This is a genomic window from Aeromonas sp. MR19 (assembly GCF_963899305.1).
Lineage (GTDB): Bacteria > Pseudomonadota > Gammaproteobacteria > Enterobacterales > Aeromonadaceae > Aeromonas > Aeromonas bestiarum.
Window position 1 is genome coordinate 153873 of record NZ_CAWQWZ010000052.1, and the last position, 21901, is coordinate 175773.

The 21901-nt window shown below is 59.8% G+C and carries 21 protein-coding genes; 12 read left to right on the forward strand and 9 right to left on the reverse strand.

The annotated features are described in order from the left end of the window. Positions 1 to 176 precede the first annotated feature (176 nt). The 4 genes from treB to AACQ95_RS20305 all read left to right on the forward strand — a co-directional run bounded on the left by treB (position 177) and on the right by AACQ95_RS20305 (position 4638). Positions 177 to 1607: a PTS trehalose transporter subunit IIBC gene (gene treB / locus AACQ95_RS20290; protein WP_043137250.1), complete on the forward strand. Its 1431-nt coding sequence runs from the start codon at positions 177 to 179 to the stop codon at positions 1605 to 1607. 67 nt (positions 1608 to 1674) lie between these two features. Further along, positions 1675 to 3336 (forward strand): alpha,alpha-phosphotrehalase, encoded by a 1662-nt coding sequence (treC, locus tag AACQ95_RS20295; RefSeq protein ID WP_241279619.1) that lies wholly within the window; start codon positions 1675 to 1677, stop codon positions 3334 to 3336. Positions 3337 to 3339: 3 nt separating this feature from the next. After that, a complete protein-coding gene (locus AACQ95_RS20300; RefSeq protein WP_277604412.1) occupies positions 3340 to 3963 on the forward strand; it encodes a sugar O-acetyltransferase in 624 nt (207 codons plus the stop codon). 342 nt (positions 3964 to 4305) lie between these two features. After that, a complete protein-coding gene (locus AACQ95_RS20305) occupies positions 4306 to 4638 on the forward strand; it encodes a hypothetical protein (RefSeq protein WP_043137244.1) in 333 nt (110 codons plus the stop codon). A 202-nt stretch (positions 4639 to 4840) separates the two neighbouring features. Here the strand turns inward: AACQ95_RS20305 and AACQ95_RS20310 are convergent, their stop codons facing one another. Beyond that, positions 4841 to 5440, reverse strand: coding sequence for a Yip1 family protein (locus AACQ95_RS20310; protein ID WP_043137242.1), 600 nt, complete (start codon positions 5438 to 5440; stop codon positions 4841 to 4843). Between the two features lie 375 nt (positions 5441 to 5815). On the opposite strand from AACQ95_RS20310, the gene coxB reads away from it, so the two are divergent. Genes coxB through AACQ95_RS20330 form a run of 4 tightly spaced genes read left to right on the forward strand, consistent with a single transcriptional unit; the run spans position 5816 to position 10005 of the window. Next, entirely contained in the window at positions 5816 to 6961 is a 1146-nt protein-coding gene (coxB, locus tag AACQ95_RS20315) for a cytochrome c oxidase subunit II (protein WP_339357916.1), read from the forward strand. A gap of 9 nt (positions 6962 to 6970) precedes the next feature. Beyond that, positions 6971 to 8557 (forward strand): cytochrome c oxidase subunit I, encoded by a 1587-nt coding sequence (ctaD, locus tag AACQ95_RS20320; protein WP_241279620.1) that lies wholly within the window; start codon positions 6971 to 6973, stop codon positions 8555 to 8557. Between the two features lie 9 nt (positions 8558 to 8566). Next, complete coding sequence (locus AACQ95_RS20325) at positions 8567 to 9121, forward strand: cytochrome c oxidase assembly protein (protein ID WP_241279623.1); 555 nt, start codon at positions 8567 to 8569, stop codon at positions 9119 to 9121. A 2-nt stretch (positions 9122 to 9123) separates the two neighbouring features. Further along, positions 9124 to 10005 (forward strand): cytochrome c oxidase subunit 3, encoded by an 882-nt coding sequence (locus AACQ95_RS20330; RefSeq protein ID WP_241279625.1) that lies wholly within the window; start codon positions 9124 to 9126, stop codon positions 10003 to 10005. 7 nt (positions 10006 to 10012) lie between these two features. Here the strand turns inward: AACQ95_RS20330 and AACQ95_RS20335 are convergent, their stop codons facing one another. Continuing rightward, the gene (locus tag AACQ95_RS20335) at positions 10013 to 10222 is read right to left on the reverse strand and encodes a DUF2909 family protein (protein WP_241279627.1); all 210 of its coding nucleotides are present in this window, start codon (positions 10220 to 10222) and stop codon (positions 10013 to 10015) included. Between the two features lie 27 nt (positions 10223 to 10249). Between AACQ95_RS20335 and AACQ95_RS20340 the strand changes: the two genes are divergently transcribed. Genes AACQ95_RS20340 through cyoE form a run of 4 tightly spaced genes read left to right on the forward strand, consistent with a single transcriptional unit; the run spans position 10250 to position 13356 of the window. Continuing rightward, a complete protein-coding gene (locus AACQ95_RS20340; RefSeq protein ID WP_241279629.1) occupies positions 10250 to 10966 on the forward strand; it encodes an SURF1 family protein in 717 nt (238 codons plus the stop codon). Then, a complete protein-coding gene (locus AACQ95_RS20345) occupies positions 10959 to 11438 on the forward strand; it encodes a hypothetical protein (protein WP_240485611.1) in 480 nt (159 codons plus the stop codon). Before AACQ95_RS20340 ends, AACQ95_RS20345 begins: the two co-directional genes overlap by 8 nt. Further along, the gene (locus tag AACQ95_RS20350) at positions 11435 to 12454 is read left to right on the forward strand and encodes a COX15/CtaA family protein (protein WP_241279631.1); all 1020 of its coding nucleotides are present in this window, start codon (positions 11435 to 11437) and stop codon (positions 12452 to 12454) included. Before AACQ95_RS20345 ends, AACQ95_RS20350 begins: the two co-directional genes overlap by 4 nt. Beyond that, positions 12451 to 13356, forward strand: coding sequence for a heme o synthase (gene cyoE, locus AACQ95_RS20355; protein WP_241279633.1), 906 nt, complete (start codon positions 12451 to 12453; stop codon positions 13354 to 13356). The genes AACQ95_RS20350 and cyoE overlap by 4 nt, the downstream gene beginning before the upstream one ends. 113 nt (positions 13357 to 13469) lie before the next feature. Here the strand turns inward: cyoE and AACQ95_RS20360 are convergent, their stop codons facing one another. The 7 genes from AACQ95_RS20360 to nhaC form a co-directional block, all read right to left on the reverse strand. Next, a complete protein-coding gene (locus AACQ95_RS20360; RefSeq protein ID WP_241279635.1) occupies positions 13470 to 14900 on the reverse strand; it encodes a gamma-aminobutyraldehyde dehydrogenase in 1431 nt (476 codons plus the stop codon). Between the two features lie 29 nt (positions 14901 to 14929). Continuing rightward, a complete protein-coding gene (locus AACQ95_RS20365; protein ID WP_103472130.1) occupies positions 14930 to 15748 on the reverse strand; it encodes an ABC transporter permease in 819 nt (272 codons plus the stop codon). After that, complete coding sequence (locus tag AACQ95_RS20370; RefSeq protein WP_241279637.1) at positions 15738 to 16706, reverse strand: ABC transporter permease; 969 nt, start codon at positions 16704 to 16706, stop codon at positions 15738 to 15740. The genes AACQ95_RS20365 and AACQ95_RS20370 overlap by 11 nt, the downstream gene beginning before the upstream one ends. Beyond that, positions 16703 to 17716: an ABC transporter ATP-binding protein gene (locus AACQ95_RS20375; RefSeq protein WP_043137228.1), complete on the reverse strand. Its 1014-nt coding sequence runs from the start codon at positions 17714 to 17716 to the stop codon at positions 16703 to 16705. The genes AACQ95_RS20370 and AACQ95_RS20375 overlap by 4 nt, the downstream gene beginning before the upstream one ends. 190 nt (positions 17717 to 17906) lie before the next feature. After that, on the reverse strand, positions 17907 to 19052 hold the full coding sequence (locus AACQ95_RS20380; RefSeq protein WP_241279639.1) for an ABC transporter substrate-binding protein: 1146 nt from the start codon (positions 19050 to 19052) through the stop codon (positions 17907 to 17909). 200 nt (positions 19053 to 19252) lie between these two features. Continuing rightward, positions 19253 to 20176 (reverse strand): LysR family transcriptional regulator, encoded by a 924-nt coding sequence (locus tag AACQ95_RS20385; RefSeq protein ID WP_043137224.1) that lies wholly within the window; start codon positions 20174 to 20176, stop codon positions 19253 to 19255. A gap of 105 nt (positions 20177 to 20281) precedes the next feature. Further along, a complete protein-coding gene (gene nhaC / locus AACQ95_RS20390) occupies positions 20282 to 21691 on the reverse strand; it encodes a Na+/H+ antiporter NhaC (RefSeq protein WP_241279641.1) in 1410 nt (469 codons plus the stop codon). Positions 21692 to 21901: the final 210 nt, after the last annotated feature.

A 21901-nucleotide genomic window follows, 5' to 3' on the forward strand; every position in this document is an offset into this window, starting at 1 on the left:
CCTGCACAAAAAACGCGCCTTTTGTGATGTTGACCACGAAATGGGAACGTTCCCATTTCGATCCGTTCAAATTGGCTGCATGCTAAATGGGAACGATACCAAAAACGCTCAGACCAGCAGACTGGTTCAAAAGGGCGATGCAGACCAATATCAATGGAGTCACAGAGGGAAGACTCATGTCCAAGATCAACGCACAGCAGCTTGCCACCCTGATCGACAAGATCGGCGGCAAGGAGAACATCGCCACCGTCAGTCACTGCCTGACCCGATTGCGCTTCGTCCTGAACGATCCGGCCAAAGCCGACAGCAAGGCCATCGAAACCATACCTGCGGTGAAGGGGAGCTTCACTCAGGGCGGCCAGTTCCAGGTGGTGATCGGCAACGAGGTGGAGCAGTGGTACAAGGCGCTCACCGAGGAGATAGGTGTCAGCGGTGGCAGCAAGGATGCCGCCAAGCTGGCTGCCCGTCAGAACATGAATCCGCTGGAGCGCGGCATCTCCCACCTGGCGGAGATCTTCGTGCCCCTGTTGCCCGCCATCATCACCGGCGGCCTGATCCTGGGCTTTCGCAACGTCATCGGCGACATCAAGATGTTCGACGATGGCACTCATACCCTCACCGAGATCAGCCAGTTCTGGGCTCAGGTCCACGCCTTCCTCTGGCTGCTGGGCGAGGCCATCTTCCACTTCCTGCCGGTTGGCGTCTGCTGGTCTGCGGTGAAGAAGATGGGCGGCTCCGAGATCCTCGGCATAGTACTGGGCATCACGCTGGTGTCGCCGCAACTGATGAACGCCTATGGCATTGGTCAGCAGACCCCAGAGGTGTGGGACTTCGGCCTGTTCGTCATCCAGAAGGTGGGTTATCAGGCCCAGGTCATTCCGGCCCTGCTGGCGGGGGTATTCCTCGCCTGGGTGGAGACCAACCTCAAGCGCATCATTCCGGCCTATCTCTATCTGGTGATTGTGCCCTTCGTCTCGCTGCTGTTGGCGGTGATAGTGGCCCACGCCTTTATCGGCCCGTTCGGTCGCTGGATTGGTGAAGGCGTCGGCTTCGCCGCCAAGGCGGCCATGACGGGTTCCTTCGCTCCCATAGGCGCTGCCCTGTTCGGCTTCTTCTATGCGCCCCTGGTCATCACGGGTATCCACCACACCACCAACGCTGTGGATCTGCAGTTGATGCAGAGCATGGGTGGCACCCCGATCTGGCCGCTGATCGCCCTCTCCAACATAGCGCAAGCGTCGGCTGTGGTGGGCATCATCCTTATCAGCCGCAAGGAGAACGAGCGGGAGATTTCCGTGCCTGCCGCCATCTCCGCCTACCTGGGCGTGACCGAACCGGCCATGTACGGCATCAACCTCAAATACAAGTTCCCCATGCTGTGCGCCATGGTGGGCTCGAGCCTGGCGGCGCTTATCTGCGGCTTCGCCGGTGTGATGGCCAATGGCATAGGGGTGGGTGGCTTGCCGGGCATCCTCTCCATCCAGCCCCAGTATTGGGCCGTTTACTCAGTCGCCATGCTGGTGGCCATAGTAGTGCCAGTGGTGCTAACTCTGCTGGTCTACAAGCGCCAGCAGGCGGCCGGCAAGCTGGCCCAGGCCAGCGCCTGACTCCACGCATCAGGGCGACCCGCAGGGGTCGCCCTCTCCCTTTTCATTCGAGACAAGAGCAAGACCCATGAGCCAAACACCCTGGTGGCAGAGCGCCGTGATTTACCAGATCTATCCCAAGAGCTTTCAGGATTCCGCTGCCCGTGGCACCGGCGATCTCAAGGGGATCATGGCCCGCCTCGACTATCTCAAGACCCTGGGGGTCGATGCCCTCTGGCTGACTCCGGTTTACGTCTCCCCGCAGGTAGACAACGGCTACGACATCGCCGACTACCTTGCCATCGATCCCGCCTACGGCACCATGGCCGATTTCGAGGCGTTGCTGGCTGCCGCCCACGCGCGCGACATCCGCATCGTGATGGACATAGTTGTCAACCACACCTCCACCGAGCACGCCTGGTTCAAGTCGGCGCTGGGGGACAAGAACAGCCCCTACCGCGACTACTACATCTGGCGCGATCCGGTGGATGGCGGCGTGCCCAACAACTGGCAGTCCAAGTTTGGCGGCAGCGCCTGGGAGCTGGATCAGGCCACCGGCCAGTACTATCTGCACCTGTTTGCCCGCGAGCAGGCGGATCTCAACTGGGAAAACCTGGCGGTGCGTGCCGAGGTCAAAAACATCATTCACTTCTGGGCGCAGAAGGGGGTGGACGGTTTCCGCCTCGACGTCATCAACCTCATCTCCAAGGATCAGGCGTTCCCGAACGACGAGATTGGCGATGGCCGTCGCTTCTATACAGACGGGCCGCGTATCCACGAATTCCTGCAAGACGTTAGTCGCGATGTCTTTGCCCCCGTAGGGGCCATGACGGTGGGGGAGATGTCATCGACCAGTCTGGAACATTGCCAGCGCTACGGCGCCCTCGATGGCTCTGAGCTCTCCATGGTGTTCAACTTCCACCATCTGAAGGTGGATTACCCCAACGGCGACAAGTGGACGAAAGCGCCGTTCGATTTCCTCGAACTCAAGCGTATCTTCAACCACTGGCAGAGCGGCATGCACGGCAAGGGCTGGTCGGCGCTGTTCTGGTGCAACCACGATCAGCCGCGCATCGTCTCCCGCTTCGGCGACGAGGGCGAGCATAGGGTAGTGGCCGCCAAGATGCTGGCCAGCACGCTGCACGGGTTGCAGGGCACCCCCTACATCTATCAGGGGGAGGAGATCGGCATGACCAATCCGGGCTATCAGTGCATCGACGACTATCAGGATGTGGAGAGCCGCAACATCTTCGCCATCAAGCAGGCGGAAGGCATGGCGGAGGCCGAGATCCTCGCCATTCTCGGCGCCAAGTCCCGCGACAACTCCCGTACCCCCATGCAGTGGAGCGCCGCTCCCAACGCCGGTTTCACCCAAGGTTCGCCCTGGCTCAAACCTGCCGCCAATTACCCCGAGATCAACGCCGAGGCCGCGCTGGCCGACCAGAACTCGGTGTTCTGGCACTATCGGGATCTCATCGCGCTTCGCAAGGCACACCCCATCTTCACACAGGGGGATTATCAGGAGCTGCTGGTGGGTCATCAGCGGATCTGGGCCTATACCCGCAGTGCCAACGGCCAGACCCTGCTGGTAGTGAGCAACTTCTATGGCGAGCCGACGGAGTTCGTGCTGCCTGCGCAGAGGCTGGCTGGCGAGGGGCGTCTGCTGCTTGGCAACTACCCCGATAGCCCGGCTCGGCCGCAGTCCTGTATGCTGCGCCCTTATGAATCCCTTATCTGGCTGGTGGAATAGACGATGACACAGGCAACGCCCATGGTGGCAACAGAGGCTCGGCAAGCCGTATGTGGCCCCGAGTGGCAGAAGATGGTGGCGGGTCAGCCCTATGATGCGGGTGACCCCGAGCTCAAGGCGGCGCGCGAGCGCTGTCGCTTCCTCTATCACAGCTTCAACACCAGCTGGCAGGAGAAACCGGCGCGGGACGCCCTGCTGCGGGAACTGCTCGGCAGCCGCGGCGCTTCCTGTGCCATCAACCCGCCCTTCTTCTGCGACTATGGCGCCAACATCTTCGTGGGGGAGAACTTCTACGCCAACGTCAACTGCACCATCCTAGACGTGTGCGAGGTACACATCGGTGACAACGTGCTGCTGGCGCCCGGGGTGCAGATTTACACCGCAGCCCACCCGGTGGCGGTGGTGCCGCGGGTGGCCGGAGTCGAGTTCGGCAAGCCGGTGCGCATCGGTAACAACGTCTGGATCGGTGGCAGCACCGTCATCTGCCCCGGCGTCACCATAGGGGACAACAGCGTCATAGGTGCGGGCTCTGTGGTCACCAGGGATATCCCGGCCAACGTGGTTGCCGTCGGCAATCCCTGCAAGGTGCTGCGGCCCATGACGGCAGAGGAGCTGGCGGGCTGCTAGTGCTTCTGTCAGCGCGTACTTTCCAACACCAAGGGCAGGCTCTCCTGCCCTTTTCTTTGGCCGTTGTTCGCTGAACTCGGGATGTACATCCATTTCAGATTTTTTGAACATCTAGGCCAGTTTATCTCGCTAACAAAGGTCGGCAGAGGTGTTTAATATTCACTCAACGCTTAGGCAGGAACGCCAAGCGGCCAAATAACAGGTCGTTCCAGGCTGTGACACCATCAAACGGGGTGTCGGATGTCGGTGAAAGAACAACATACTATTTGAATAACCTCTTGCACGGATGCATTGATTCAGGCCGACACGGCCTTGGCAATGACATAAAAAACAAGAGAGTGAATGAACATGAAAAACGTAATCAAGATGCTGGCCGTTGCAGGCCTGATGACCGCCGGTTTCGCCCAGGCTTCCGTCCCCGCTGACTTCAATGCCGCGCCGGGCGTGCTGTTTGTAAACTGGCATGCGACCGCCGCCGTGGATGGCAAGGCCAACCCCATGCTGGAAGTGCGTGACGAGTCTGGCGATGTCGTGGCCTCAGTCCACGCCAATCTGGTAGGTACCCAGCAAGTTCGCATACCAAGCCGCGCTCAGGGCAACCTGACCGTCAGCCTGGGTGAGCAGAGCAGCGACTACCGCATCCCGTTTGGTATCGGCAGCGGTAAACAGCGCTAATTGTCGTTATCCACTCGGTGGCTGATCAGCAAGGTCATTGGAGTGAGGCAATGTCTGGGTTGTTTGAGGTTGCTCGTACTTTTGTCGCAGTCAATGCTGAGCGAGTGATGCAATTCAGCCCAATAACAAAGGCGCCATAAAGGCGCCCTTGTCATTTCTGGTGATGGCTGACCATAGAGCGGATGCTGCTGTGGCCAGGGTGCTATTGCGTAAAGACGGGGCCAAAACCTGAACCCCACAGAATGGCCGTGGTTGCCAGCACGCAGACCAGCAGCACCAATCCGACCGTTACTACAGAGCTGGCATAGATGAACCCTTGCTCCTTGGGGATGTGCATCAGTATTGGCACGCCGACGTAGAGCAGGTAGATGGAATAGCTCAGCCCTATCAGGCCAATGATCATGACAAACCAGAGGTGCGGGAAAAAGGCCGAGAAGCCAACCATAAACAGGGGGGTAGAGGTATAGGCCGCCAGTTCGAGCGCCGTCGTATAGCTGGGATCAGAGCCAAAGGTGTGTCCCATCCAGTGTGCCAGATAGGCCAGTGCAAACACGCCAGCGATGAGCGCAATATACATGGCTACCGATAGCATGAATGCACTCTCTGCGGTCAGGGTAATGGGATCACCCACACCGATACTCCAGCCGATGTGAACGGCGGAGTAGTAGGCGCAGACCGAGGGGATAAGGGCCACGACAAGAATATGGGTCAGACTGTTTCTGAAGCTGTCGTGACCTTCGTCTATGGTATGCCATTCGGTGTGAGGATGGGCATACAATCCCCATAAGTGATTTAATATCATAGCGTTATTCCTTCTCTACTTGAGTTTGTGGATCGTCGTATCCCGTTTTTCTCCTCTGTATCAGGTTGGCATCACCGGGTGAGCCATTCATATGCAGCCGCCACTGACAGTTTTAAATAAAGCTGTCCCAGCCCCCCTACGTCAAGGTTCCCACCTCCAATCCCTGCTGTTGATGTTTATTGCCATCCTGTGAGCCATGAATTGATACAAACTGCTCTGATGAGTCCAGGATCATCGACATCATGGTGGCTTTTTCAAAATATGGACTAATACTTGTTTGTGAGAGTGATTTTAATAAATTCATTATTTTCATATAGTTATATGCTTTACTTGGCGAGGTTTGCGGTCCTTTCCAGCGTGCACAGGGAGTGCAAAGTGGGAAAAAGTGCGATCAGGCATGGCGTGTGGATGATGTGCCTTGCTGGCAAGAGCGTTTTTGCCAGCGAGATAACATTCAACATGACGCGGGGGGTGACGGCCATCAGTCAGCAGGTCTATGACCTGCATATGACCATCTTCTATATCTGCTGCCTGATCGGTCTGCTCGTCTTTGGCGCCATGCTCTGGTCCATTATCCATCATCGAAAATCACGTGGCGCCCAAGCCGCCCAGTTTCATGAGAGCACCCGGATTGAATTGTTGTGGACTGCCATTCCTGTGCTGATCCTGGTGGCGATGGCCACGCCGGCCACGTCGACGCTATTGAAGATGGAAGATACTTCCAAAGCCGATCTGACAGTGCTCATCACGGGATCTCAATGGAAATGGCACTACAAATATCTGGAGCATCCGGTGGCCTTTTACTCCTTGCTGGCGACCAGCAAGAAGCAGATCTCCGGCGATCAGCCCAAGAGTGACACCTATTTACTGGAGGTCGATCAGCCGCTGGTGCTGCCTGTGGGTAAGAAAATTCGCTTCTTGATGACATCGGATGATGTCATTCACTCCTGGTGGGTGCCCGCCTTTGCGGTAAAGAAAGATGCCAATCCCGGCTACATCAATGAGTCCTGGACCAGGATAGACAGGCCCGGCACCTATCGGGGGCAATGTGCCGAGCTATGCGGCAAGGATCATGGCTTCATGCCCATAGTGGTGGTCGCCAAAACCGCCGAGGAGTTTGAGGGCTGGATTGCCAGAACGGCGGAAGCCCAGGCTGCTGCCAAGGCTCAGCAGCGGGAGCAGGCCAGTACGATCATGACCCTGCCGCAGGCCATGGCGTTGGGAGAGAAAATCTTTTTGGGTCATTGCTCGGCCTGCCATCAGCCAGGAGGAACCGGATTACCCGGGATCTTCCCAGCATTGAAGGGCAGCAAGATCACTACCTTGGCGGAAAATCGTGCCCAGCACCTGAACCTGGTCCTGCATGGCAAGAGCGGGACCGCCATGCAGGCATTCGGCAAGCAGCTCACGGTTCAGGAGCTTGCCGCCGTGGTGACTTATGAGCGCAATGCCTGGGGCAACAACACGGGCGATGTCATTCAGGCTGCGGATGTGCAGTCCATTCTGAAAAATGACAAATAAGGAGTCGGCATGAGCGATGGCATCATCGAGACCCTGCACGCAGGCCACTCCCATGGACCGGCAGCAGGCCTGAGGCGCTGGTTATATACCACTAACCATAAAGATATTGGCACCCTCTATCTGCTCTTCGCCCTGACCATGTTTTTTACCGGTGGCACCATGGCCATGGTGATCCGGGCCGAACTGTTTCAGCCCGGGTTACAGCTGGTCGAGCCCCTGTTCTTCAACCAGATGACCACAGTACATGGTCTGGTCATGGTCTTTGGCGCCGTGATGCCGGCGTTCACCGGCCTGGCCAACTGGTCGATCCCCATGATGATTGGGGCCCCTGACATGGCCCTGCCCAGGATGAACAATTGGAGTTTCTGGATCCTGCCGTTTGCCTTTCTGATCCTGCTGTCGAGTCTGTTCATGGATGGTGGTGGGCCGAGCTCGGGTTGGACCTTCTATGCCCCCTTGTCGACCAAATACAGCGGCAACAGTACGGCGTTGTTTGTCTTCGCAATCCATATCATGGGCATCTCATCCATCATGGGGGCCATCAATGTCATCGTCACCATCTTCAATTTACGGGCACCTGGCATGACCTGGATGAAGATGCCGTTATTTGTATGGACCTGGTTGATCACGGCTTTTCTGTTGATTGCTGTGATGCCGGTATTGGCAGCGGCCGTCACCATGGTATTGACGGACAAGTATTTTGGTACCAGTTTCTTCGATGCCGCAGGAGGGGGGGATCCTGTGATGTTCCAGCATATATTCTGGTTCTTTGGTCACCCTGAGGTGTACATCATGATACTGCCCGCCTTTGGCATAGTATCCAGCATTATTCCCACCTTCTCTCGCAAGAAACTCTTTGGCTATCGCTCCATGGTTTATGCCACCAGCAGCATAGCGATATTGTCTTTTCTGGTCTGGGCTCATCACATGTTTACGACGGGACTGCCCGTGGTCGCCGAGCTCTTCTTCATGTACGCCACCATGTTGATCGCGGTGCCGACCGGTGTGAAGGTATTTAACTGGGTGGCGACCATGTGGCGAGGTTCCTTGACGTTCGAGACCCCCATGATGTTTGCCATCGCCTTTATTACCCTGTTTACCATAGGCGGTTTCTCGGGGTTGATGCTGGCCATGATCCCGGCCGATTTCCAATATCACGATACCTATTTTGTCGTGGCCCATTTTCATTACGTATTGGTTACCGGGGCGGTATTTTCCATTCTCGCTGCGGCCTATTACTGGCTGCCAAAATGGACCGGCCATATGTATGACGAGCGACTGGGACAATGGCATTTCTGGTGCTCGCTTATTTCGGTCAATGTGCTGTTCTTTCCGATGCATTTCGTCGGCCTGGCGGGCATGCCTCGCCGGATACCCGACTATGCACTGCAATTCGCAGACTTTAATGCGCTGATCAGCGTTGGTGGTTTTGCTTTCGGGTTGTCACAGTTGCTGTTCGTCTGGGGTGTCATCAAATGCATCCGTGGTGGCAATAAGGCTACGGCACAGGTGTGGGAAGGTGCGGAAGGGCTGGAATGGACCTTGCCCTCTCCGCCCCCTTATCACAGTTTCCAGTCACCACCAGATATCAAGTAGGAGGCGCATATGACACAAATCAATCATGGGCCTCTGCTGAAAAAGCTGATCCTGGTCATCACCGTCATGTTTGGTTTTGCATTTGCGTTGGTGCCGCTGTATGACGTTCTTTGCCGGATCACAGGCCTCAACGGCAAGACCGCCGAGCAGCCGGCCAGCGCGGATCGCGCCGTGATCGATAGCAAACGTACCATACAGATGGAGTTTCTTGCTCATGCGGACACCCAGATGCCATGGCAGTTTACTCAGGAGACAGATCGGCTATCGATACGGCCTGGCGAAATGAAACTGGTCAATTACCGGGTATTCAATCCAACGGATCGCACCATGATTGGCCAGGCTGTCCCATCCGTTTCCCCCGGACCCGCCGCCGCCTATTTAAAGAAGGTGGAATGTTTTTGCTTCCATCGTCAGGAATTGCGGGCAGGGGAAAGCAAGCTGATGCCACTCAAGTTCTATGTCGATCCCGCCCTGCCCTCCGACATCAACACCATCACGCTCTCTTATTCGCTCTATGACATTACGCAGTCCAAGCCAGCCGATGCGTTGGCGCAGAGGAAATAATCATGGCCAAGGTGAACTCGCATTATTACGTCCCTGAGCAGAGTCATTGGCCCATTATCGGCGCCCTGGCACTGTTTCTCCTGGCCTTCGGTGCGGGCCATCTGGTGAATGAAATAGCACACAAGCAATCGGGCATTGGCCGCTATCTGATGATGGCGGGCGTCATATTGCTGGTGTTCATGTTTTTTGGCTGGTTCCGTCACATTATCCATGAGTCCATGACTGGGTTGTACAGTCCCCAGATGGATCGCTCCTTCAGGCAAGGGATGGTCTGGTTCATCTTTTCCGAAGTGATGTTCTTCCTGGCATTTTTTGGTGTGCTGTTTTATGCCAGACAACTCGCCATGCCATGGCTGGACGGTGCAGGAAACAAGGCAATGACGGCGCAGCTGTTGTGGCCGGACTTTTCCGCGCACTGGCCCATGCTCAAGACCCCGGGGGGCACCCAAACCCAGGCCATGCCCTGGCATGGGATCCCGCTCGTCAACACTCTGGTGTTGCTGAGCTCTTCCGTGACGCTGCTGTTTGCTCATACAGGGTTGGAGCAGGGTAGAAGAGAACTGCTCAAATGGATGCTGCTGAGCACAGTGTTGCTTGGCCTGACCTTCTTGTGGCTGCAAGGCTATGAATACATGCATGCATACCGGGAGCTGGGTTTGCGGCTGGACTCCGGAATATATGGCAATACCTTCTTTATATTGACCGGCTTCCATGGTTTGCATGTCACCCTGGGGACTGTATTCCTCCTGATCATCTGGCTGCGCATCGTGCTGAAGGATCATTTTACCGCCGAGCGGCACTTCGCCTTTCAGGCCGCCGCCTGGTACTGGCATTTCGTTGACGTTGTCTGGCTATGCCTCTTTGTCTTTGTATATCTGCTCTGATATTCGTCTAGTAGGGGCGTGGATTGGGCTCAATCCAGCCCATTGCCAGCGAGAGCAGCAAGATGGCGACCACCAGCAGAGAGAACAGGACGCGGCGACCCAGTGGAACCGACATCTTCTGAGCTGCCTGACCCGTGCTCAACATCAGCCAGAGAGCATGGAACAGCTGTCCTATGATGAGCAGCAACATGAGCACCAGCACTATCTTGATCAACATGTTAGGGCCCTCCAAAAGATGCGCGACATGGCGACGTGGCATAAGCAGCGACCATTCCATCACAGGCGCTGGATCCTGCTGATATTCACTCTGGGTGTGTCTGCCGGTTTGTGCAAGCTGGCACTCTGGCAATGGCAGCGCGCGGCTGAAAAGGAGGAGTGGCTGGCCCGTGTGGCCACCCTGCAGCAGGCGGTGCCATTGACGCTGACCGAGATCGACTGGCGGCAGGCCGAGCGTCTGGACGGTGCACCATTGCGGGGAAAGGTGGAGTGGGTGGCCCCCTATATCTGGCTGCTGGACAATCAGCTGGTCGCGCACGAGGCCGGATATGATGTGCTCATCCCGGTACGCGCCGACAGCCACTCCCCCCCGTTGCTGGTGAATCTGGGCTGGCTTCCTGCCCCTGCGCAGCGTCAGCAGTTGCCACTCCCCGTCATTCCGGCAAGGTTCGAGCTTAACGGCCTGCTGCGGATCAAGCCCGGCGGCTTCTTGCTGGGACAGAACATAGAAGCGGGTCCCTATCCGAACCGGCTGCAAGCCATCAGGGTGGATAGCCTGAACCGGATCAGTGGCTTGTCCCTCGTCGATGCCGTTTTTTACCAGCAGACGTCTCCTTTTATCTACCACTATCAACAGCATGTGATGCCGCCAGAGAAGCACAGGGCCTATGCGGTGCAGTGGTTGGGACTGGCGCTGGTAACGCTGTGTGGCGGTTGGGTGTTGAGCAGGAGGTCCGATGGATAAGTGGAAGGTGCCTGTCGCATTTGCGTTGGTGATCCTGTTGCCTGTGGTGCTGGCCGCACTGACGTTGCGACAGGGCTGGTATGAACCCGGCACTCGCAACAAGGGACAATGGCTGAGCAAAGACGTCTACCTGCTGCAACCACTCCCGTCGAGCCAGACCAAATGGCGGCTGGTTTATCTGGAGGCCAGGCAGTGTGAGGCTGTATGTCAGCAGGTACCGGTGCTGATGCAGCGGATCCGGAGCGCATTGGGCCGCAACCTGGACAAGCTGGCGCTAGTGCAACTGGTTGATGAGCCAGCGCCCGAGGCAGGCGCAGAGATCAAAACGGGGGACATCATGCTGGTGGACTCACAGGGGTTGGCCATACTGCGTTACGAGGTGCCGGCCAACACGGCGCAGTGGCCGCTGTTTGGCAAGGCAGTGCTGTCGGATGTGCAACAGTTGCTCAAATATCAGCGAGGCCCTGAATGAAGAGTCAGAAGATGCTGGCGTCGATCGCCATCGCCCTGGCGACGCTGGTCATACTGCTCGGTGCCTATACCCGGCTGACCGATGCCGGACTCGCGTGTCCCGATTGGCCGGGTTGTTACGGCTCCCTGGCCGTCCCTCAATCTGCACATATCGATCGAGCCGCCCAGCTCTACCCGGAGAGCCCGCTGGAGCCCCACAAGGCGCGCAACGAGATGGTGCATCGCTATTTCGCCGGTGCATTGGGTTGCGTCATCGGGAGCCTGTTCATGCTGAGCTGGCGTTGCGGACAACGCCTGCGCCGCATCGCCAGCGCGTTGCTCATTCTGGTGCTGGGTCAGGCCATGCTGGGCATGTGGACTGTGACGCTGGCCCTGCATCCTCTGGTCGTGATGGCTCATCTGCTGGGTGGATTCGCCATCCTGACCCTGCTGTGGTTGTATCGGGTCAACGTGACGGCCGACCCCGCCAGGGCAAGCCCTGTCATCTGTGGTCAGGGCTTGCCCTGGCTGGGCAATCTGGCGTGCGCCGTGCTGCTGGTGCAGATTGCCTTGGGTGGCTGGACCTCGGCCAATTATGCCGCCATGGCTTGTGTTGAACTGCCGGTCTGCCAGGATGGCTGGCAAAACCAGCTGGCATGGGGAGAGGCTTTTCATCTGCCCCTGGGTCATGGCAGCTATGAGTTTGGTGTGCTGGGCAAGGAGGCGCGTCAGACGATCCACATAGTTCACCGCCTCGGAGCCCTGGGCACTGTCTTGCTGGTCGGAGCCTTCGCGCTCGGGCTGATCCGCCAGGGGCACCTCTTGCGCCCCCTGGGGGTATTGTTGCTGGCCTTGTTGCTCATGCAGATAGCCCTGGGGCTGGCGAACGTCCATCTGGCCCTGCCACTGGCCAATGCTCTCGCGCACAACCTGGTGGCGGCACACCTGCTGGTGTGTTGTGTGCTGGCCCGTGGGCGGCTCTCTCGCCCCCATCTTTCCCCCTTGCTGTCGCCCGGGGCGATCAGGAGTCAGACATGAACAGCAAGTCATTGGCCCGCATCATAGACATCCGGTTGCTGCGGGACTATTACCAGCTGACCAAACCCAAGGTGGTGGCACTGCTCCTGCTGACGGCCTGGGTCGGCATGTTGCTGGCTGAGCCGACGGTGGCCTCGCTGGACAACATGGTCTCCGGGTTGGTGGGGATAGGGTTGTTAGCCGCGGCGGCGGCGGCCATGAACCATATCCTGGACCGTGGCATTGATGCACAGATGCGCAGAACGCGCTGGCGACCGGTCGCCACTGGGCGGATCGGCACCAAACCGGCGATGGCGTTTGCGCTCTGGCTGGCCCTGCTGGGGTTTGCCTTGCTTTATTGGGGCGTGAATCCCCTGACCGCCTGGTTGACCCTGGCCAGCCTGTTTGGCTATGCGGTCGTCTACACCCTGCTGCTGAAGCGGGCCACACCACAGAACATAGTCATCGGCGGGCTGGCGGGAGCCATGCCGCCGCTGCTTGGCTGGACCAGCATCACGGGGCAGCTCTCGGCCGAGCCCTGGTTGCTGGTGATGATCATCTTCGCCTGGACGCCCCCGCATTTCTGGGCGCTGGCGATCCACAGGCGTGATGAGTATGCCGGCGCCAATATTCCCATGCTGCCTGTCACCCATGGCATCGAGTTCACCAAGACGGCCATCCTGTTCTATCTGCTGATGCTGACCCTGATCTGCCTGTTGCCATACCTGATCGGCATGTCTGGCCTCATCTATCTGCTCGGCAGCCTGGTGTTGAACCTCTTGTTCTGCTGGCACGGCTGGTTGCTGAAGTACTCGGAGCGGCCCGGTCAGGCGATGCGGACTTTCCGTTTCTCCATCTACCACCTGATGCTGCTGTTTGGTCTGCTGATCCTGGATCACCATTGGCTGTGGCGGCTGTCCTAGGGAAAGCCATCTGCCTTTGAGTTTCAGGGGCTTGGGATGGGGACAATTCAGGGGCGTAGTGCGGGGGAAACGGCTCAAGTGACAAGGCTGGCCCAGGGCCAGCCTTGTCGTTTTCAGAGCTTGACCATGATGTGGCGCGGCACTGTGTAATCCTCCAGCGCGTAGAGGGAGAGATCCTTGCCGTAGCCGGACATCTTCATGCCGCCGTGGGGCATCTCCGAGGTGAGCATGAAGTGGGTGTTGATCCAGGTGCAGCCATATTGCAAGTGGCTGGCCACCTTGCTGGCGAGGCCGAGATCACGGGTCCAGACCGAGCTGGCGAGGCCATAGTCCGAGTCGTTGGCCCACTGCACCACCTGCTCTGCATCGTTGAAGCGAGTTACCGACACCACTGGACCAAACACTTCGCGCCGCACTATCTCATCCTCCTGGCGGGCGCCGACGATCAGGGTCGGCTCGAAGAAGAAGCCGTTGCCGGGGCGGATCTTGCCTCCCGCAGTCACCTCCACATGACCGCTGCTCTGGGCCCGCTCGACGAAGCTGGCAACCCGGTTGCGCTGCCTGTCCGAGATGAGCGGCCCCATCTCCACCCCCTCCTCGCGTTGACTACCGACCTTGATGGAAGCCACCGCATCCGTCATGGCGGCGACAAACTTGTCGTAGATCTTGCCCTGGGCGTAGATGCGGCAGGCTGCGGTGCAATCTTGCCCCGCGTTGTAGAAGCCGAAGGTGCGAATGCCTGCCACCACGGCTTCCAGATCCGCGTCGTCGAAGATGATGACCGGCGCCTTGCCCCCCAGCTCAAGGTGGGTGCGCTTCATGGTGCGGGCGGCGCTCTGCAGTATCTTCTGGCCGGTGGCGATATCGCCGGTCAGGGACACCATGCGCACCAGCGGATGCTCCACCAGTGGTGCCCCCACGCTCTCACCCCGGCCACAGACGATGTTGATGACGCCGCGGGGGAAGAGCTCGCTGGCGAGCTCGGCCAGGCGCAGGGCAGTGAGCGGAGTCTGCTCTGAGGGCTTGAGCACTACCGTATTGCCGGCGGCGAGCACGGGGGCCATCTTCCAGGCCGCCATCATCAGCGGGTAGTTCCAGGGTGCTATGCTGCCCACCACACCTATGGGATCACGGCGGATCATGCTGGTGTGCCCCTCTATGTACTCCCCCGCCAGCGGCCCCTGCAGGCAGCGGGCCGCGCCGGCGAAGAAGCGGAAGCAGTCCACTACAGCCGGCAATTCGTCGTTCAGCACAGCCAGATAGGGCTTGCCGCAGTTGAGGGATTCGAGCGCCGCGAACTCCTCGGCGTGGCGCTCTATGGCATCGGCGAGGCGCAACAACAGGTTGCTGCGCTGGGCCGGGGTGGTGCGGCTCCACTGGGCGAAGGCACGCTGGGCGCCGTTCACCGCGCGGTTCACCTGCTCGAACGAGGCTTCGGGCACGGAGGCGAGCAGCTCGCCGGTTGCGGGGTTGAGGATGGGCTCGGCCGGGCCGTCTCCGGTCACGAACTGGCCATCGATCAAGAGTTGGGTAGAGAGTTTCATGGTTGCATCCTTGCGCACGCGTTGAGTCATTATTTGCCACTGCCGGCGACATCCTGGCCGTCGCGGGTGAGGTAGTAGGCAAGCAGAATGGGGATAGTGGTGAAGGCCACTATGATGAGGGCCACCACGTTGGTGACGGGGCGATCGCGGGGGCGGATCAGCTCCTGATACATCCAGATGGGCAGCGTGGTCTGCTGGCCCGCGGTGAAGGTGGTGACTATCACCTCGTCAAAGCTCAGCGCAAACGCCAGCATGCCCCCCGCCAGCAGCGCCGTGGCGAGATTGGGCAGGATCACGTAGCGCAGTGTCTGGAAGCCGTCGGCGCCAAGATCCATGGACGCTTCAATCAGCGACTGGTTGGTGCGGCGAAAGCGCGCCAGCGCATTGTTGTAGACCACCACCACGCAGAAGGTGGCGTGGCCTATGACTATGGTCCAGAAGCTGAACGGGATCTCCAGCAGGCCGTAGGCGGATCGCAGCGCTATGCCGGTGACTATGCCGGGCAGGGCGATGGGCAGCACCAGCAGCAGCGACACCACCTCCTGGCCGAAGAAGCGGCTGCGGGCTATGGCCCCCGCCGCCAGGGTGCCGAGCACCATGGCGGCCAGAGTAGCCAGCCCCGCCACCTCCAGCGACAGCTGGATGGCGCGCCACACATCGGGTCTGTTCAGGGTCACCTCGAACCACTTCAGGGTCAGGCCGGGGGGCGGAAACTGGTAGCTCTTGCTCTCGCTGGTGAAGGCGTAGAGGAAGATGAACAGGATCGGGATGTGCAGGAACAGCAGCCCGCCGATGGCGGCATATTTCAGCAGACCGGAAGCCTGATTCACGGGTGGATTAGAGCGCATCGAAGGCTCCTAAACGTTTCGCTATGGTGAGGTAGATGGCGATGATGAGGATCGGCACCAGCGAGAAGGCGGCGGCAAAGGGCAGGTTGCCCGCCGTGCCCTGCTGCATGTAGACCACCTGGCCTATATACATGGTGGAGTTGCCAATGATGCCGGGGATGATGTAGTCCCCCAGCGTCAGGGAGAAGGTGAAGATGGAGCCCGCCACCACGCCCGGCAGTGCCAGCGGCAGTATCAGGGTGCGAAAGGTCTGTGCCGGGGTGGCGCCGAGATCGCTGCTCGCCTCGATGAGGGATCGCGGGATCCGCTCTACCGCCGCCTGGATCGGCAGTATCATGAAGGGTAGCCAGACGTATACGAAGACGATGAAGGTGCCGAGCCGCGAGAACGACAGCGAGGGGCCGCCTATCACCGGCAGGGAGAGGATGCCATCCAGCAGCCAGTCCAGCCCCAGACTGTCCGCCAGCCAGCTGATGACCCCCTCCTTGGCCAGGATCAGCTTCCAGGCATAGACCCGTACCAGATAGCTGGACCAGAGCGGCAGCATGATGCCGACGTAGAACAGGGCCCGGGTCTTGCCGCTGGTGTAACGCGCCATGTAGTAGGCGATGGGGAAGCCGAGCAGCGCACAGGCCAGGGTCACCAGCAGCGACATGCCGACGGTGCGGCCTATGACGTCGAGGTTCTCCGCCCGCAGCAGGGCGACGAAATTTTGCAGTCCGAGCTCGTGGCGTACCTGGCCGCTGAACTCATCCAGCCCGAAGAAGGCGTTGGAGAGCAGCATCAGCAGGGAGCCCACGTAGATGACGCCGAGCCAGATCAGCGGTGGGCCGAGCAGGATCCCCAGCAGCAGGCCGGGTCGACCATAGAGCAGGGTGGAGAGGCGCCGCAATGGCCGCAAGCGTGCAGGTTCTGTGATGTGGCTCATGGCAAGGCTCGCACTGTGGGGGAGGCTCATGGCTGAGCCCCGGACTCGGAGCCATTCAGACGATGAATGGCCTGTTCCGGCCAGCTGAGGCTGACCCGGCTGCCATGGGCCAGACGGGCCTGCCCCTCGTTGGGGTGGTTGACGATAAGCTCGAGCCGCTCGCCGAGATCGACCCGGTAGCGTACGAAGGGACCCAGGTATTCCACCTCGCGGATCTCCCCCGACCAGCCGGGGCTGCCGGCCTCACTGAGCCGGATCCGCTCAGGGCGCACCATCATCTGGCGCTCGTCACCGCACAGCCGTCTGGCCTGCTCCCCCTCGAACAGATTGACTGTGCCAACGAAACGGGCCACAAACGGTGTCGCCGGCGCGTCGTAGATGGTATCCGGTGCGGCTATCTGCTCTATCTTGCCCTGATTGAAGATGCAGATGCGGTCGCTCATGGAGAGCGCCTCCTGCTGATCGTGGGTGACGAAGATGAAGGTGATGCCGAGCTGGCGCTGCAAGGCTTTCAGCTCGAGCTGCATCTGCTCACGCAGCTTGAGATCGAGCGCCCCCAGCGGCTCGTCCAGCAGCAGGATACGTGGCTGGTTGATCAGGGCCCGGGCGATGGCGATGCGCTGGCGCTGGCCGCCGGAGAGCTGGCCCGGTTTGCGGCTGCCGACGCCGGGCAGGCGTACCAGCTCCAGCATTTCGTCCACCTTGCGGTAACGCTCCGCTTTGGCCACGCCCTTGAGCATCAGGCCGTAGCCGATGTTGTCGCGCACATCCATGTTGGGGAAGAGGGCATAGTCCTGGAATACGGTGTTGAGGTTGCGATCGTAGGGTGGCACCCGGGAGCAGGGCTCACCGAACAGGCGGATCTCCCCCTCGCTCGGGTATTCGAAGCCGGCGATCATCCGCAGGCAGGTGGTCTTGCCGGAACCGCTCGGGCCAAGCAGGGTAAAAAACTCGCCGGAAGGGATCTGGAAGGAGATGTCGTCGACCGCCTTCACCTCGCCATAGTGGCGGCTGATGCGGTCAAATTGTACGGCGTTCATGGAGCGTCCTTGTCTGTGCAGGGATGGGCCGGACTCCTGTCCGGCCCGCTGGGTTGCGCGCAGTCAGCTCAAGCTCAGCGACCACCCAGGATGGCGATATAGTCGGAGACCCAGCGATAGTGCAGAGGACACGCGGGTCTCCTGTTACTGGCGCAGGGGAACCGATGGATGTCGTGCTGATCAATCTGCATCAGCGACCACCCAGGATGGCAATATAGTCGGACACCCAGCGATAGTAGGGCACGCAAGTCCCCTGGCTCTTGCACTGGGAGACGGGGGTACGCCAGAAGTGCACCCGATCGAAGTTGTCGATGCCATTGGTCTTGCAGCCCTCTTTCCCCAGCAGGGCGTTGCCCTCACAGGCGGCGGGCACCACGGGCACTGAGCCGAACCAGGAGGCGAGATCCCCCTGCAGCTTGTTGTTGAGGGAGTGCTCCAGCCACTGGTAGGCGCAGGTCAGGTTCTTGGCCTCGCTGTGTACCATGCTGGTGTCGGCCCAGCCGGTGACCCCTTCCTTGGGCACAGTGGTGGCGATGGGCTGCTTGTCGGCGATCAGGGTATTGGCCTGGAAGGGCCAGGAGTCGGAGGCCACCACCCCCTCGTTCTTGAAGTCATCGATCTGGACGAAGGCATCGTGCCAGTAGCGGCCCACCAGCTGGCGCTGCTTGCGCAGCAGCTCGAGGGAGGCCTTGTACTGATCCTCGTTCAGCTCGTAAGGGTCTTTGATGCCGAGCGCCGGCTGGTGGGTCATCAGATAGAGGGCTGCATCTGCGATGTGAATGGGGCCGTCGAAGGCCTGTACCCGTCCCTTGTTGGACTTGCCGTCCGGCAGTGTCTGCTCCTCGAACACCAGGCTCCAGGAGTCGGGGGCCTTGGGGAACACCTTGGTGTTGTACATCAGTATGTTGCCGCCCCACTGGTAGGGCACGCCGTAGTGCTTGCCGTCTACCGTGTGCCAGGGTGCACTCTGCAGGCGGGGATCTATCTTGCTGTAGCTCGGGATGAGCGCCAGGTTGAGCGCCTGTACCTTGCCCCCTGCGATGAGGCGCAGGCTGGCGTCACCGGAGGCGGTCACCAGATCAAAGCCCCCCTCGTTCATCAGCGCCACCATTTCGTCCGAGGTCGCCGCCGTCTTGACGCTGACCTTGCAGCCTGTCTCCTTCTCGAAGCCGGTCACCCAGTCGTAGTTCTTGTCGGTCTCGCCACGCTCTATGTAGCCGGCCCAGGCCACGATATTGAGTTGGCCTTCACCCTTGCCGAGTTCGGTCGGGGCGGCCTGGGTCTGGCCTGCCAGCAGGGCGGGGATCAGGGCCAGGGTCAGGGGGGTCAGTTTCATCTTGCTCTCCTTGCATGATCGGAAACCATGGCGATACCGCAATGGCAATTAACATCCTGTTAACCAGTCATGAGCGTAGGAGAAGACGGTGGTAATGAGAATTTCAATTTTTAACGCCAAAGGTATCTGCTAAATCGATATCGAGTGCAGATGAATCTGAATTTCTGTGGCAAATGCGGTCGTCAGGTCTCCGGGAACGGTTAGCGAGAAACCTGCTGGCGGGCCCGCAAGCGGCTCTGATCCCGCACTATGTCGATGAATTCGCGGGCAGTCCAATCCAGCCGCGAGCCGCGCCGCCACACCAGCCCTATGTCGATGGCGGGAATGGGCTCCTTGATGGTGCGGGCCTCGACCCGTTCCTGCTCCAGTGACCAGGGGCGATAGGCAAAGTCCGGCAACAGGGCAACCCCGAGCTGGCTGGCTACCAGGCTGCGCACCGCCTCCACCGAGGCGGTGCGCAGTACGATGCGCGGCGCTATGCCATAGCGGCGCAGGCCGCCGCCGATGATCTGGTCCAGCTGATCGGCGGTCAGCGAGATCATGGGCTCCTCACCGAGCGCCTTGAGGGAGAGGGTCGATTCGGCGCAGAGCGGGTGGTTGGCGGCGAGCCAGACCCGCAGCGGTGAACGGGTCAGCAGCTCGGTATCGAACGCCTCCTGGCGGATGGTGCGGTTGGTCATCAGGATCCCCACGTCCACCTCGCCGTTGACTATCTGGTGCTCGAGATAGGGCTGTTCATCCTCCTTCACCTCGATGCGCACCGCCGGAAAGGCGCGGCGAAAGCGCCCGAGCGCTTCCGACAGGTAGTAACCGGCCACCAGGGTCGTCACGCCTATGGTGAGCTGCCCCTGATCCTGCTGGGCCACCGCCTTGAGGGACTGGCCTGCCTCCGTCATGGCGCCGAGGATGCGGCGAGCGTGCAGCAGAAACTGGTGGCCCTGGGTGGTGAGGCTGACCCCGCGCGGATTGCGCTCGAACAGGGCTGCGCCCAGTTCGGTTTCCAGCTCGCGAATGGCGCTGGTGACCGCCGACTGGGAGATGTGCAGCTCGGCGGCGGCGCGGCTGACCGAGAAACTGTCGGCCACGGCGACGAAATAGCGGATCTGGCGAAAGGTAAAATTCATCTGGGCATCCTGCCACTCGCGACTGGGGTGGTTGCCAGCTTAACCTCGAATCCCGCTCAAACAAAAGGCGCCGTGATGGCGCCTTTGTCATTGATCTCGCAACGATTAGCGGGAGCTGGCAGCGGCCACCAGCGGAACCCGGTTCACTGCCTTGCCCAGGTAGGCGAGGGTGATGGTCACTATGATGCAGGTGAAGCTGAGCCACATGTAGGGCAGGTAGTCGAGGGTAGCGACCCCGAGCACCCCGGCCATGAAGATGCCGTTGTCGCTCCAGGGCACCATGCCGCAGGTGAGGGTGCCGCCGAACTCGGCGTTGCGGGAGAGGTTCTTGCGTGCCAGCCCCAGCCGGTCGTAGTTCTTGGCCATGATCTTGGGGGTCAGGATCAGCGACACATACATGGCCGAGCCGAACACGTTGGCCAGGAAGGCGGTGCCTATGGTGTGGCTGGTCAGGCTGCCGACGCTGTTGATGCGCTTCTCGAAGGCGGCGGCGATCACTTCCAGAATACCGACCTTCTCCAGCAGGCCGCCAAAGCCCAGACCGAAGATGATCACGGCCACCGAGCCCAGCATGGACTCCATGCCACCACGACCCAGGATGTTGTCGATGAAGTCTATGCCGGAGATGATGGGGAAGGGGCTGTAGGCGGAGTGCATCGCCTTGACCGGATCCATGTCCTGAAATGCGATGGCCCAGATCAGGCCCAGCAGGGCGCCGAAGCTGATCACCGGGAAGGCGGGTTTGCGGTTGGCCAAGAGGCCCAGCACCAGCACCACGGGGACTATGGCCAGCGGCGTGATGTTGAACTGCTTGTCGAGCGCCTCCATCACCAGATTGACCTGCTCCAGGCTGACATTGCCGGAGTACTGCATGCCGACCAGGGTGAACAGCACGGCCGTGATGACATAGGAGACTAGGCTGATGGGCAGCATCCCCTTGATGTGTTCCACCACATCGACGTTGGACATGGTCGATGCCAGCACCACGGAGTCGGAGAGCGGGGAGAGCTTGTCACCGAAATAGACACCGGAGAGCACTGCACCGGCCACCAGGGGGGCGGGGACGCCCAGGCTGTGGCCAATGCCCATCATGGCGATGCCGGCGGTGGCGGCAGAGCCCCAGGAGGTACCGGTGGCCAGCGAGGTGAGGGAGCAGATGATCAGGGTCGCCAGCAGGAAGATGGAGGGGTGTATCACCTTGAGACCGAAGTAGATGATGCTGGGCACTATGCCGCCGGCGATCCAGGTGCCGACCAGGGCACCGACGGAGACCAGTATCAGGATGGCCCCCATCCCCTTGGAGACGCCATCGACGGCGGCCTGCTCCAGGGACTTGTAATCATGGCCGAGCTTGATGCCGAGCCCCATGATGACGAACCAGGCGATGAACAGCGCCAACTGGATTGGCAGGTCGAGCACGCTGGTAAACGAGAAGGCCAGGGCCAGGAAAATGGCCAGGCAGGCAAACACCTGCGACATGCCCGGTAGTCGGATGTGGTTTTGTTGGTTTTGCATAGATACTTCCTAAACTCTTGCTCGCCAAGGTCAGTCCCTCTCGTCCTGTGGATACACGTATCCCGAGGGGCCAACCCAAAAAGAGGCCGCAATCTACCACAAACCTGGGGGGACAAATCCCAACAGATTTAGCAAAAATGCATTTTTGATTGAAAAACTTACAAATTAGTTGATCTCATAACCCGTTTTTGAGTGCTCTGTTTGCCCCTA

Bases quoted from the DNA above. Each gene is read 5' to 3' on its own strand.
- treB (WP_043137250.1), top strand. From the start codon at position 177: ATGTCCAAGATCAACGCACAGCAGCTTGCCACCCTGATCGACAAGATC.
- treC (WP_241279619.1), top strand. From the start codon at position 1,675: ATGAGCCAAACACCCTGGTGGCAGAGCGCCGTGATTTACCAGATCTAT.
- AACQ95_RS20300 (WP_277604412.1), top strand. From the start codon at position 3,340: ATGACACAGGCAACGCCCATGGTGGCAACAGAGGCTCGGCAAGCCGTA.
- AACQ95_RS20305 (WP_043137244.1), top strand. From the start codon at position 4,306: ATGAACATGAAAAACGTAATCAAGATGCTGGCCGTTGCAGGCCTGATG.
- AACQ95_RS20310 (WP_043137242.1), bottom strand. From the start codon at position 5,440: ATGATATTAAATCACTTATGGGGATTGTATGCCCATCCTCACACCGAA.
- ctaD (WP_241279620.1), top strand. From the start codon at position 6,971: ATGAGCGATGGCATCATCGAGACCCTGCACGCAGGCCACTCCCATGGA.
- AACQ95_RS20325 (WP_241279623.1), top strand. From the start codon at position 8,567: ATGACACAAATCAATCATGGGCCTCTGCTGAAAAAGCTGATCCTGGTC.
- AACQ95_RS20330 (WP_241279625.1), top strand. From the start codon at position 9,124: ATGGCCAAGGTGAACTCGCATTATTACGTCCCTGAGCAGAGTCATTGG.
- AACQ95_RS20335 (WP_241279627.1), bottom strand. From the start codon at position 10,222: ATGTTGATCAAGATAGTGCTGGTGCTCATGTTGCTGCTCATCATAGGA.
- AACQ95_RS20340 (WP_241279629.1), top strand. From the start codon at position 10,250: ATGGCGACGTGGCATAAGCAGCGACCATTCCATCACAGGCGCTGGATC.
- AACQ95_RS20345 (WP_240485611.1), top strand. From the start codon at position 10,959: ATGGATAAGTGGAAGGTGCCTGTCGCATTTGCGTTGGTGATCCTGTTG.
- AACQ95_RS20350 (WP_241279631.1), top strand. From the start codon at position 11,435: ATGAAGAGTCAGAAGATGCTGGCGTCGATCGCCATCGCCCTGGCGACG.
- cyoE (WP_241279633.1), top strand. From the start codon at position 12,451: ATGAACAGCAAGTCATTGGCCCGCATCATAGACATCCGGTTGCTGCGG.
- AACQ95_RS20360 (WP_241279635.1), bottom strand. From the start codon at position 14,900: ATGAAACTCTCTACCCAACTCTTGATCGATGGCCAGTTCGTGACCGGA.
- AACQ95_RS20365 (WP_103472130.1), bottom strand. From the start codon at position 15,748: ATGCGCTCTAATCCACCCGTGAATCAGGCTTCCGGTCTGCTGAAATAT.
- AACQ95_RS20370 (WP_241279637.1), bottom strand. From the start codon at position 16,706: ATGAGCCTCCCCCACAGTGCGAGCCTTGCCATGAGCCACATCACAGAA.
- AACQ95_RS20375 (WP_043137228.1), bottom strand. From the start codon at position 17,716: ATGAACGCCGTACAATTTGACCGCATCAGCCGCCACTATGGCGAGGTG.
- AACQ95_RS20380 (WP_241279639.1), bottom strand. From the start codon at position 19,052: ATGAAACTGACCCCCCTGACCCTGGCCCTGATCCCCGCCCTGCTGGCA.
- AACQ95_RS20385 (WP_043137224.1), bottom strand. From the start codon at position 20,176: ATGAATTTTACCTTTCGCCAGATCCGCTATTTCGTCGCCGTGGCCGAC.
- nhaC (WP_241279641.1), bottom strand. From the start codon at position 21,691: ATGCAAAACCAACAAAACCACATCCGACTACCGGGCATGTCGCAGGTG.